At 65.2% G+C, this 12,140-nt stretch carries 11 protein-coding genes; 8 read left to right on the top strand and 3 right to left on the bottom strand.

Translation table 11 applies throughout. The features are described from left to right. From ATE70_RS18205 to ATE70_RS18195, 3 genes are all read left to right on the top strand, one after another. Positions 1–2,064, top strand: a 2,064-nt coding sequence (locus ATE70_RS18205; protein WP_058539177.1) for a S9 family peptidase, incomplete at its 5' end; no start/stop codon positions are given. A 359-nt stretch (positions 2,065–2,423) separates the two neighbouring features. After that, positions 2,424–2,819: an Ohr family peroxiredoxin gene (locus ATE70_RS18200; RefSeq protein WP_058539170.1), complete on the top strand. Its 396-nt coding sequence runs from the start codon at positions 2,424–2,426 to the stop codon at positions 2,817–2,819. A 101-nt stretch (positions 2,820–2,920) separates the two neighbouring features. Further along, positions 2,921–3,367 (top strand): MarR family winged helix-turn-helix transcriptional regulator, encoded by a 447-nt coding sequence (locus ATE70_RS18195; RefSeq protein ID WP_058539169.1) that lies wholly within the window; start codon positions 2,921–2,923, stop codon positions 3,365–3,367. Between the two features lie 8 nt (positions 3,368–3,375). On the opposite strand, the gene ATE70_RS18190 is transcribed toward ATE70_RS18195, so the two are convergent. Continuing rightward, positions 3,376–4,089: a 2OG-Fe(II) oxygenase gene (locus ATE70_RS18190; protein ID WP_231732765.1), complete on the bottom strand. Its 714-nt coding sequence runs from the start codon at positions 4,087–4,089 to the stop codon at positions 3,376–3,378. A gap of 196 nt (positions 4,090–4,285) precedes the next feature. On the opposite strand from ATE70_RS18190, the gene ATE70_RS18185 reads away from it, so the two are divergent. From ATE70_RS18185 to ATE70_RS18165, 5 genes are all read left to right on the top strand, one after another. Beyond that, the gene (locus tag ATE70_RS18185; RefSeq protein ID WP_058539167.1) at positions 4,286–4,810 is read left to right on the top strand and encodes a hypothetical protein; all 525 of its coding nucleotides are present in this window, start codon (positions 4,286–4,288) and stop codon (positions 4,808–4,810) included. Positions 4,811–4,897: 87 nt separating this feature from the next. Continuing rightward, the gene (locus ATE70_RS18180) at positions 4,898–6,556 is read left to right on the top strand and encodes a M28 family metallopeptidase (RefSeq protein WP_058539166.1); all 1,659 of its coding nucleotides are present in this window, start codon (positions 4,898–4,900) and stop codon (positions 6,554–6,556) included. Positions 6,557–6,812: 256 nt separating this feature from the next. Further along, the gene (locus tag ATE70_RS18175; RefSeq protein WP_058539165.1) at positions 6,813–8,627 is read left to right on the top strand and encodes a DUF885 domain-containing protein; all 1,815 of its coding nucleotides are present in this window, start codon (positions 6,813–6,815) and stop codon (positions 8,625–8,627) included. A gap of 130 nt (positions 8,628–8,757) precedes the next feature. Beyond that, positions 8,758–9,333: a phosphoribosyltransferase gene (locus ATE70_RS18170; RefSeq protein WP_058539164.1), complete on the top strand. Its 576-nt coding sequence runs from the start codon at positions 8,758–8,760 to the stop codon at positions 9,331–9,333. Continuing rightward, positions 9,326–10,351 carry an adenosine deaminase gene (locus ATE70_RS18165; protein ID WP_058539163.1) on the top strand — a complete coding sequence of 342 codons (1,026 nt, stop codon included), beginning with the start codon at positions 9,326–9,328 and terminating at the stop codon, positions 10,349–10,351. Before ATE70_RS18170 ends, ATE70_RS18165 begins: the two co-directional genes overlap by 8 nt. Before the next feature lie 46 nt (positions 10,352–10,397). Here ATE70_RS18165 and ATE70_RS18160 read toward each other — a convergent pair whose 3' ends face one another. Both ATE70_RS18160 and ATE70_RS18155 read right to left on the bottom strand, forming a co-directional pair. After that, positions 10,398–11,438 (bottom strand): rod shape-determining protein, encoded by a 1,041-nt coding sequence (locus ATE70_RS18160; protein ID WP_058539162.1) that lies wholly within the window; start codon positions 11,436–11,438, stop codon positions 10,398–10,400. Between the two features lie 171 nt (positions 11,439–11,609). Further along, positions 11,610–12,098 (bottom strand): hypothetical protein, encoded by a 489-nt coding sequence (locus ATE70_RS18155; RefSeq protein ID WP_058539161.1) that lies wholly within the window; start codon positions 12,096–12,098, stop codon positions 11,610–11,612. Positions 12,099–12,140: the final 42 nt, after the last annotated feature.

Below are 12,140 nucleotides of genomic sequence, written 5' to 3'. Positions count from 1 at the left end.
GCGGAAACCGCCGCCCCCGCCCCCATGTCCGCCTCCGCCGCCGGCAGCGCGCGCAAGGGCCCCGAGCGCCGCCTCACCGGCGCCGACCTCTTCGACCTCTCGATCGCTTCGGACCCACAGATCAGCCCCGACGGCCGCCACATCGCCTATGTCCGCCGCTCGAACGACATCATGTCCGACCGCGCGGTCAGCTCGATCTGGCTCATCGACACCGCGACGGGCGAGGAAACCCCGGTCGCTGGCCGCAGCGGCGGCGCTTTCGCCCCGCGCTGGTCGCCCGACGGCAAGCGCCTCGCCTTCGCCTCGACCGAGGGCGGCAGCGCGCAGCTCTGGGTGCGCTGGATGAACGGCGGCGAAGCGGTCCGCCTCACCGGTCTGCCGACCAGCCCGTCGAGCCTCGCCTGGTCGCCCGACGGCCGTTCGATCGCTTACACGATGCTCGTCAAAGACGATGGTCCAAGCTTCGGCGCGGCGCCGAAGAACAAACCCGAAGGCGCGAAATGGGCCGAGCCGCTCGAGGTCCACGACCTTCTCGCCTATCGCGCCGACGGCGAAGGCTATCTCGAACCCGGCTTCGAAAAGATTTTCGTCGTCCCCGCAACCGGCGGCTCGCCGCGTCAGCTCACCTTCGGCCCCTATCATGACGGCGGCCCCTTGAGCTGGTCGCGCGATGGCCGCACCCTCTATTTCAGCGCGAACCGCAAACCCGATTGGGAGAAGGACCCGGTCGAGAGCGAAGTCCACGCGCTCGACGTGACGAGCGGCACGGTCACCGCGCTCACCGACCGCAACGGCCCCGACAGCAATCCGCTCGTCTCGCCCGACGGCGGCAAGATCGCCTATCTCGGCTTCGACGACAAATTGCGCGCCTATGAGAATACCCAGCTCTACGTCATGAACCGCGACGGATCGGGCAAGCGCAGCCTGACGGGCAATTGGGACTATGGCATCGACGCGATCCAGTGGGGCGCCGACGGCAAGTCGGTTTACGCGCAATACGACGATCATGGCGAAACGAAAGTCGCGCGCATCGGTCTCGACGGCGCGGTGCGCACCGCCGCGACCGGCCTTTCGGGCGGCGGACTCGACCGCCCCTATACGGGCGGCAGTTTCACCGTCTCCGACGGAGGCGCAATCGCCTTCACCGGCGGCACCGCGACCCGCCCCGCCGAGGTACAGCTCAATCGCGGCGGCACCGCGCGCATCCTCACCGACCTCAACCGCAGCTTGCGCGAAGTGAAATCGCTCGGCGAAGTCCGCAAGATCACGGTAGCATCGAGCCACGACGGCAAGACGATCGAGGGCTGGCTGACCCTCCCGCCCGGCTACCGCGATGGCCAGCGCGTGCCGCTGATCCTCGAAATCCATGGCGGCCCCTTCGCGGCCTATGGCGGCCATTTCTCGACCGACAACCAGCTTTACGCCGCGGGCGGCTATGCCGTCCTCTCGGCGAACCCGCGCGGCTCGACCAGCTATGGCGCGGCCTTCGCGAACGAGATCGACAAGCAATATCCGGGCAATGATTATTTCGACCTCATCAGCATCGTCGACCGCGCGATCGAGCTTGGCGTCGCCGACCCCGACGCGCTCTTTGTCACCGGCGGCTCGGGCGGCGGCGTGCTCACCAGCTGGATCGTCGGCAAGACCAACCGCTTCAAGGCCGCGGTCACGCAAAAGCCGGTGATCAACTGGACGACGCAGGCGCTCACCGCCGACGGCCCCGGCTTCTTCGGCCCCTATTGGCTCGGCGCCGAACCTTGGGAAAAGCCCGAACTCTTCTGGGCGCGCTCGCCGCTCTCGCTCGTCGGCAATGTCGAAACCCCGACGCTCGTCATCGTCGGCGCCGAGGATTACCGCACCCCGGTCAGCGAATCCGAACAATATTACACCGCGCTCCGCCTTCGCGGCGTGCCCAGCGCGCTGATCAAGGTGCCGGGCGCCAGCCACGGCAGCATCGCGGCGCGCCCGTCGCAATCGGCCGCCAAAGCCTCGGCAATCCTCGCCTGGTTCGAAAAGTACAAGAAGGGCTGGACGCGCCCGGCGAGCGATGCTGCGGCGAAATAGCCTGCCCGTCTCGCGTCTGCTTAGGGGTGGTGAGCATCCTTTCGATCATCCACTTCCGTCATCCCGGGCTTGACCCGGGACCCGCCTTTTCCTTCAAGAAGGCAGGCTCCGGATCAAGTCCGGGGTGACGATGATGGATAGGTCAGCTCTCGATCGAAGCCGACACTGCCTCGGCACGCCGCCGCACCGGAAGACGATTAGCGACCATCCAGATCAAATTTTATCCATTAAATATCAATATTTTATTATTATATCGTACGCGATTTAATCGCTAGCGATTGACATTGCGGCGCGACTCACTTAATTACATCGCATCCGATCTAAACGGATGCGATCAAAAACTCCGAAAGGAACCCGAAATGGCTGACAAAATCATCTTCACCGGCACCACCCACGTCAAAGGCGGCCCCGACGGCTACGCCCGCAGCACGAACGATGTTCTCGATCTCGCGCTGCCCCAGCCGCACCCCGCCGCCGAGAATCTCTTCGCCGCCGCATGGTCGGCCTGCTTCATCGGCGCGCTCGAACTCGCCGCCGGACAGCGCAAGATCGCGCTGCCCGCCTCGCCCGAAGCCGACACGAAGATCGAGCTGCTGAACCGCGCTGACGGTTTTGTCCTCCGCGCCCGCCTCGACATCCAGGTTCCCGGCATCGACCGCGACATCGCGCGCGAACTGGTCGACACCGCGCACAAGATCTGCCCCTATTCGAAGGCGGTCGAGGGCAATATCGACATCGAACTCAACCTCGTCTGATGTCTCTCCGGGCGGTGTTCCCCGCACCGCCCGGTTGACACCCGCGGATTCCGATTTCATCGTACACGCTTGAATTTTCGGACATTCACCAAGGAACGCCCATGACGAAGTCGCCCGCCCCCGAACGGCCCAAACTTGGCGAATTCCTCTGCTTCGCGGTCTATTCGGCAAATCTCGCTTTCGGCCGCGCCTATCGCCCAATCCTCGAAAAGCTCGGCCTCACCTACACCCAATATGTCGCGCTTGTCGCTTTGTGGGAACAGGACGACCAGACCGTCGGCGAACTCGGCGAAAAAATGTTCCTCGAATCGAACACGCTCACCCCGATTTTGAAGAAACTGGAACAATCAGGCTTCATCGAGCGCCGCCGCGACCCCGCCGACGAGCGCCAGGTGCGCATCCGCCTGACCCCCAAGGGCAGCGAGCTGCGCAGTCACGAGATCGGCAATGAATTGTTCGACGCGACCGGTCTCGGTGACAGCTTTTTCGACGTGCAGAAATCGGTCGCCAAGCTACGCGACAATCTGATGCGCTCGCTGGACGACTGACCGCGCGCTTAGGTTGCGTCGTGAAAAATGACGCCCAGCGTGTGCCGCCGCCCCGACCGGATTTCGCTCACCCCATGGCGCATCGCGACGCGATAGTCGCCGCGCGCGCCCTTCACGGGCCGGACATTCACCGCAAACACCACCGCATCGCCCTTCGCCAGCGGCACGACGGCGGCGCGCGACTGCATCCGCGGCCTTTGCTCGGTCAGCACGAACTCGCCGCCCGTAAAATCCTCACCCGGCGCCGACAGCAGCACCGCAACCTGCAACGGAAAGACATGCTCGCCATACAGATCCTGGTGCAGGCAATTATAATCGCCCGCGCCATATTGCAGCAGCAACGGCGTCGGCCGCCGCTGGCCCGCATCATGGCACCGCGCCAGAAATTCGGCGTGCCCGGCGGGAAAGCGCACCGCCATTCCCATCCGCTCGTGCCAGCGATTGGCGATCGGCGCGAGCGACGGATACAGCCCGCTCCGCAGCGCCGCGACCAGAGGCGGCAACGGATAGGCGAAATAGCGATATTCGCCGCGCCCGAAGCCGTGCCGCGCCATGAACACATGGCTGCGAAACCCCGCCTCCTCAGCATAGAGCGCCGCAGTGCCGTCGCACTCGGCGTCGCTCAACAGCCCCGGCAACACCGCCCACCCGTCGCGGTCGAGCGCCACGGCGATCGAGTCCCAGTCCAGCGCTTCGATACGCGCGCCGATGTCTGTTTCCATGGTTTCCGTCATGCCCCGGGCCATGCCACCGCGCGCGCCGACCCGCGCCCCGTTTCTTGCTTTCAAACTGGAAGTCCCACGCCGCGCCACCGTCCGGCGTATCCAGGGCACAGCGGACCCGATCGGGGCTTTCGCGCCCGCGCTTCTTCTCTCTAGTCGATCTGACAGGGGGCGAGTGAAGACAGGAGCAAAGATCATGAGCGCCCTTTCGACCCGGCACGAGCCCGACCCGGTCCGTCATAACGGCCCGCCGACGGCGGACGACTATGCGCTGGGGCTCCAGTTCTGCCGCGTCGGCTTTCTGTCGCTGACGCGGCTGCAACTCGCGCTCGAACGCGGCGACCGGTCGCGCGCGATGGAGGCGATCGACGACCTGCACGCACTCGATATCGAGGTCGAACGCCTCGTTGGCGCGCTCCCCGTCTCGCCCGACGATCCGCAGCAGGAACACGCCGCCCGCATTGTCAAGGAAGGAAGGATGGCGGTCGCCTTCGAGAAACTCGCGCTCGCCAGCGGGATCAGCGGGCCGGACCTCTCATCGCGACCCGGCTTTCCTATCCGCATCGGCGATGTGTGGCCCGAAGCCGAGCCTGCCGTCGTCGCCGACTGGCCACCCGCCGAGCCGCGAACGGCGCGCCTCCTGCGCCTCTATGGCCTCCGCGCTGCGGTGCTGCTTGCGATCGCGGCCGCGACGCTTGCCGCATTGCTGGTTGCACTCTAGCCAGCCTCAACCGCCGCCGCACCGGTTCACAAAGCGCTTGACCATGCTAGGGTTCGATCTCCTCCCCCAAAGCGGAACCGATTCATCATGTCCCTGCGCCACGCCGCCGCCCTGCTCCTCCCCCTGCTCGCCATTCCCGCCGCGGCGCAAAACGCGCCCGGCATCGACGCCGCGAACCTCACCCAGACCGTCCGCACCCTCGCCTCCGATCAGTTTCAGGGTCGCGCGCCCGGCACAATCGGCGAGGAACGCACGATCGGTTATCTGATCGGCCGGCTGCAGGCGCTCGGGCTCGAACCCGCGGGCACCGGCGGCGGCTGGACCCAGCCCGTGCCCTTGCTCCACACCCGCCTCGGTACCCCGACGACGCTCGCCTTCGACCGCAAGGGCACCGCGACCCCGCTGACTTTCGGCACCGACATCTATGTCTCGACGCTCCAGCCCAAGGATCAGGCGGTGATCCAGAATGCGCCGATGGTGTTCGTCGGTTACGGCGTCTCCGCGCCCGAACGCGGCTGGGACGATTTCAAGGGGCAGGACCTCAAGGGCAAGGTCGCGGTCTTCCTTATCAACGACCCCGATTTCGTCGCCACAAAAGGCGAGGACAGCTTCGGCAAGTTCGGCGGCCGCACGATGACCTATTATGGCCGCTGGACCTACAAGTTCGAGGAAGCCGCGCGCCGCGGTGCAATCGGCGCGCTGATCGTCCACGACACCGACGGCGTCGGCTATGGCTGGAACGTCGTCAAAAGCCCCGGCGGCGAAAATTACGGCCTCGTCGTCCCCGCCGAAAAGGTCACCAGCCTAGCGCTCCAGGGCTGGATCTCGGGCGAGACCGCGACGGCGCTGTTCACGAACGCCGGACAGGATCTGGCAAAGCTGCGCACCGCAGCGCGCCGCAAGGATTTCAAACCCATCGACCTCGGCACCAGCTTCAACGCCGCGATCCCCGTGACGCAGGCGGTCGTGCAGAGCCAGAATGTCCTCGCCAAAATCCCCGGCGCCAAGCACCCCGACGAGGTGGTGATGTATGGCGCGCATTGGGACGCCTATGGCGAGGGCGCGCCCGACGAAAAGGGCCGCATCTACCGCGCCGGCGCCAACGACGACGCGCTGGGCGTCGCCGGACTGTTCGAGATCGCACGGCTGTTCAAGGCGGCGCCCGCCCCCGACCGGACGATCGCCTTCGCCTTCTGGACCGCCGAGGAGCGCGGACTGCTCGGTTCCGAAGCCTATGCCCAGAACCCGATCTTCCCTGCAGAGAAAACCGTCGCAAACTTCGGCCTCGACATCCTCCAGACCGCCGGAAAGGCAAAGGACGTCGTCCTCGTCGGCAAGGGACAGGGCACGCTCGAAGACGATCTCGCGCGCGTCGCCGCCACCCAAGGCCGCACCGTCAGCGTCGAAAGCCTCCCCGAACGCGGCCTCTTCTACCGCGCCGACCATTTCAGCCTCGCCAAGCGCGGCGTCCCCGTCCTCCTGATGATGGGCATCGCGGGCGCCTCCGATCTCGCCCGGGGCGGTAAGCCCGCCGGACAGGCGTGGGTCGATGCCTATACCGGCAAATGCTATCATCAGGCCTGCGATGCGTGGGACGAAAGCTGGAACCTCGACGGCGCGGTTCAGGATATCGAAGTTTTTTACCAGATCGGTGATGAACTCGCCCGCTCGACCAAATGGCCGGGGTGGAAGGACGGCAGCGAATTCAAGGCAATCCGCGACAAGAGCGCTGCGACGCGGAAATAAGCGGGCGGCGGAGACTGGGGACGACCCATTTCTGCTCTCTTTTCTTTGTCATTCCCGCGAAAGCGGGAACCCAGGGACGGGCAGCCGACGGACGCTCTGGGTCCCCGCTTTCGCGGGGATGACGAAAATGGGGAACGGCAGCTCCCCAGATAACAGCCTTCGCGAAACAGGCATGCATCTCCCCCAGACCGCTGAAATATTATTGCGCCCGGCCCGGCACTGCGCAACAAGCCGCTCATTCGAATAGGAGAATGTGATGCGCTTTGCCGTTGCCCTGATGCTGCTCCCCGTCCTGCCCCTCGCGCCGATGACCGCCCCCGCCTTCGCACAGGCTGCACCGCAAGCCGGAGCGCAGGACCAGGCCCTCCTCCAGTTCCTCGATCAGGCGTTCGAGGAGCGGCTCGGCCTCAGCCCCGAATCACAGACCCAGCTCGGGCTCAAGACCAATTACGCCAAGCTCGACGATTACACCGACGCCGCATCGGTGCGCGAACAGGAACTGGCCGAGCGCCAGCTCAAGGACATGCACGCGCGCTTCAAGCCCGACCAGCTCGGCGAAAGCGCGCGCGTCAGCTACCGTCTGTTCGAATATGAAGTCGAACGCGGCCGCGAATCGCTCCGCTTCCGTAAGCTGCGCTTCCCGGTCTCGACCAACGGAAGCCCCGCCGGTGCGATCCCGGTGCTACTCATCAACAATCACAAGATCGACAGCGTGCAGGACGCCGAAGCCTATATCGCTCGCCTGCGCGACACCGACCGCGTGATGCGCGAAGTCGCGGCGACGATGCGCGAACAGGCCGCGGCGGGGATCATCCCCAACAAGGTCAATTTCGCCCCCGCACGCGCCGACGCACTGAAAGTCGTCGCGGGTGCGCCCTTCGACGGTGGCGCCGATTCGACGCTGATGGCCGACTTCCGCAAGAAGGTCGATGCGCTGAATGCGCCCGCGGCGACCAAGGCAAAGCTGCTCGCCGACGCGAGCGCTGCGCTGACCGGGCCATTCAAGCACGGCTACACGACGCTGATCGCCGCGATCGACGAAATCGAGCCGAAATCGAAGGGCAATTTCGGCGCGTGGAACCTCACCGACGGCGCGGCCTATTACGCCGACCGGCTGAAGAGCTCGACCACCACCAGCCTCACCGCCGACCAGATCCACGACCTCGGGCTCGCCCAGGTCGCGGCGATCCGGCAGGAAATGGAGGCGATCAAGCGCGAGGTCGGCTTCACCGGCACGCTCGAACAATTTTTCGACCACATCCGCACCGATCCGCAGTTCAAATATCCGAATACCGCGGCCGGCCACGAAACCTATCTCGCTGACGCGCGTGCGGTGATCGCATCAGTGATGACCGCCGCACCGCGCTATTTCCGCGTGCTGCCCAAGGCGGCGCTCGAGGTGCGCGCGGTCGAGAAATGGCGCGAGGGGACGGCGTCGACCGCCTTCTATAACCCGCCGTCGGCCGACGGGACGCGTCCGGGCATCTATTACGTCAACCTCGTGGACATGAACCAAACACAGAAGGTGCAGGTCGCCGGCATCGCCGCCCACGAAGGCGCGCCGGGGCACCATTTCCAGATCGCGCGCCAGCAGGAACTCGCAGGCATCCCGAAATTCCGCAAGTTCGGCGGCTACGGCGCCTATATGGAGGGCTGGGGGCTCTATTCGGAGCGGCTCGCGAGCGAGATGGGCGTCTACAAGACCCCCTATGACCGCTTCGGCATGCTCTCGTTGCAGGTGTGGCGCGCGATCCGCCTCGTGCTCGACACCGGCATCCATTCGAAGCGCTGGACGCGCGAACAGGCGATCGCTTACTTCAAGGCGAACAGCTCGGTCTCGGACACCGACATCGCGCGCGAAGTCGACCGCTATTTCAACTGGCCGGGTCAGGCGACGAGCTACATGGTCGGTCAGCTCAAGATCGCCGAACTGCGCAAACGCGCCGAAAGCGAGCTCGGCCCGCGCTTCGACATTCGCGATTTCCACGAAGCCGTGCTCAGCGAAGGCGCCCTGCCGCTCGACATTCTCGAAGAGCAGGTAACGCGCTATATCGCGGCGAAGAAGAAGTGATGCGGCGACGCTGACCTCGGCTTTGGGGTGGATTTGAGTTTCCCCTCCCGCAAGCGGGAGGGGAGTAGTTCGGCATCAATCGGTCGAAACCCGCCTTGCCCCGCTCCTCCCGGAGGCTTAATCCACGCGCATGAGCGACGCCAAAATCTTCATCAGCGCAAACGACCTGCTCGCCGACTCCTTCCGGCTCGGCATGCAGGTGCTGGACAGCGGCTTCAAGCCCACGCACCTCGTCGGCATCTGGCGCGGCGGCGCGCCGGTCGGCATTGCGGTGCAGGAACTGCTCGACTATCACGGCCAGCATTGCGACCATATCGCGATCCGCACCTCCTCCTATCACGGCATCGACAAACAGGACGCGCACGTCAAAGTCTTCGCGCTCGGCTATCTGATCGACACGCTGAACCCCGAGGACCGGCTGCTCATCATCGACGATGTCTTCGACAGCGGGCGCAGCATCCGCGCCTTCATCGCCGAGCTGAAAGCACGCTGCCGCCACAATATGCCGCGCGATATCCGCATCGCGACCGTCTGGTTCAAACCCGGGCGCAACGTCACCGACCTGCGCCCCGATTTCTTCGTCCACGAAACCGACCAGTGGCTGATCTTCCCGCACGAAGTCGATGGGCTGACGGTCGATGAAATCCGCCAGCACAAGCCCGAAGCGGCGATCATCCTGCGCGAGGAGGACAAGCCCAATGCCTGATGGTTTCGCATCGGCCGAAGACCGGGCCGCCTTCATCGCCGGCCTACCCAAGGCCGAGCTTCACCTTCATATCGAAGGCTCGCTCGAACCCGAACTGATGTTCGAGCTTGCGCAGCGCAACGCCGTCGCGATCCCCTTCGCATCGGTGGAGGACGTGCGCGCGGCCTACGCCTTCTCGAACCTCCAGGATTTCCTCGACATCTATTATCAGGGAATGGGCGTCCTCCAAACCGAGCAGGATTTCCATGACCTGACCGCCGCCTATCTTGCCCGCGCTAACGCCGACGCTGTCCGCCACGTCGAAATCTTCTTCGACCCGCAGGGCCATACGACACGCGGCGTCGCGTTCGAAACCGTCATCGCGGGCATCACCCGCGCACTCGACGATGCGGCGGCAAGCTACGGAATGACATCGAAGCTCATCATGTGCTTCCTCCGCCACCTCAGCGAAGCCGACGCCGAAGCGACACTCGACGAAGCTTTGCCCTTCCTCGATCGCATTGACGGCGTCGGCCTCGATTCGTCCGAGGTCGGCCATCCCCCGGCAAAATTCGAACGCGTCTTCGCCCGCGCCCGCGGCCTCGGCCTCAAGATCGTCGCGCATGCTGGCGAGGAGGGCCCGCCCGCCTATGTCCACGAGGCGCTCGACTTGCTCAAGGTCGACCGCATCGACCATGGCAACCGCAGCCTCGAAGACCCCGCACTCGTCGCGCGCCTCGCGGCCCAGGGCATGACGCTCACCGTCTGCCCGCTCTCGAACCTCAAGCTCTGCGTCGTCGATGACATCGCCCACCATCCGCTCAAGCGCATGCTCGGCGCCGGACTCCGCGCGACGGTGAACAGCGACGATCCCAGCTATTTCGGCGGCTATGTGAACGCCAATTATCAGGCGGTCGCCGACGCGCTCGACCTGTCGAAGGACGACCTCGTCACGCTCGCACGCAACAGCTTCGCCGGTTCGTTCCTCGGCGACGCCGACAAGGCGCGCCACCTCGCGGCGATCGACGCTTACGCCTGATCCTTAAACTTCGTCATTCCCGCGAAAGCGGGAACCCAGCGCGGCCTTACGCCGCGATCAGTACACCATGATAGGCGCGGTCCTCGAACGCGCGGCCGGCTCCCATCGCGACACAGATCAGCGCATCGTCGGCAACCACCACCGGCAGCCCCGTCGCGCGCGCAATCGCCTGATCCATCCGGCGCAGCAGCGCGCCGCCGCCGGTCAATGTGATGCCTTCGTCGATAATGTCGGCCGACAGTTCGGGCGGCGTCTGTTCCAGCGCCGCGCGCACCGCGCTGACGATCTGCCCGACCGGCTCGGTCAGCGCCTCGGCGATTTCGGCCTCGGTTACCTTGACCTCGGCGGGGCGGCCGGTCACCAGGTCGCGGCCCTTGACGCCCATGATCATCCCGTCGCCGACCGGCGGCGTCGCACAGCCGATCGTCAGCTTGACGCGCTCGGCGGTCATTTCGCCGACCATCAGATTGTGCCGGCGGCGGATCGACGACGAAATCATCTCGTCCATCTTGTCGCCGCCGACGCGCACCGATGTGCTGTACGCGATGCCGCTCAGCGACAGCACCGCGACTTCGGTCGTGCCGCCGCCGATATCGACGACCATGGCGCCTCTTGGTTCGGTGACATGCAGACCGGCGCCGATCGCGGCGGCAAGCGATTCCTCAATCAGCTGCACCGACACCGCGCCGGCGTTCGTCGCGGCATCGCGGATCGCGCGGCGCTCGACCATCGTCGATCCCGAGGGCACGCAGATCACGACGTTGCTGCGCTGCATGAAGCGGCTCGCGCCGCCCTGCGCCTTGTCCATGAAATGTTTCAGCATCTGTTCGGCGACGTCGATGTCGGCGATCACGCCATCGCGCAGCGGCCGGATCGCCTGGATATTGTCGGGGGTTTTGCCCATCATCGGCTTGGCTTCGTTGCCGACGACCTTCACCCGCCGCACCCCGTCGCGCGTCTCCAGCGCAACGACCGACGGCTCGTTGAGTACGATGCCCTTGTCGCGCACATAAACCACGGTGTTCACAGTACCCAGGTCGATGGCCATGTCGTGCGCGGCCGACGCAAACCGATTAAAAAACTTCATAAGACGGGGCAAATGCCTTCGGGAATGAATGGAAGAATCAGACGTGGCTGGCCCTTCGGCGCCCGCAACGTCTGTCCCATATCGACTGCGGCGAAGGCGCACCCGCGTCAACGAATGCCGCGACCAATCCTGCCAGAACGGTGGTTTCTCAGGCCCGGCTGTTCGATCGGTTCAAAATTCGGGACCATCCGAGGCCGGAACGATGAATTTCAGCCCCTGCAGCCGGACGACCTCATCCCCCACACAAACCGGCGCTGCGATCAACCGCATCCACCGGCGCTGCGCCTGCGCCGGCTTTATTTCGACATCGAGCGTGAAGCCGCGCCGGTGCCGGATCGCATAGGCGCGGAGCTTCTCCATAGCCGCCCGCGACCCCTCGGCATAAAGCGCGACCGCCTCGGCGCGCGCGACCGCCACACCCCGCGGAATGCCGAAAATGTCATATACCTCGTCCGACCAGCTCAGCCGGTTGTTGTCGGTTAGGTCGCATTCCCATTGGCCGATCCGCGCGCGCACCGGCAACAGCCGCGCCGCGACATCGACGACGTCGGGGATCGGATCGAGCGTGTCGCCGAGATGAAGCCGCCCAAGCTCGAAAAAGCGATCACGCTCATAAAGCGGCCAGCTATGATGGACAGGCAAGGGATGGGTCGGCTTCAACACGCTGGTCTTCCATTGGGCCGCCAAAGGATAGGCGCGCGT

Origin of the sequence: Sphingopyxis sp. H053, assembly GCF_001468225.1 — a bacterium.
Taxonomy (GTDB): Bacteria; Pseudomonadota; Alphaproteobacteria; order Sphingomonadales; family Sphingomonadaceae; genus Sphingopyxis.
Note: the sequence above shows the minus strand (reverse complement) of the source record. Positions and strands in the feature narration are given on the sequence as shown.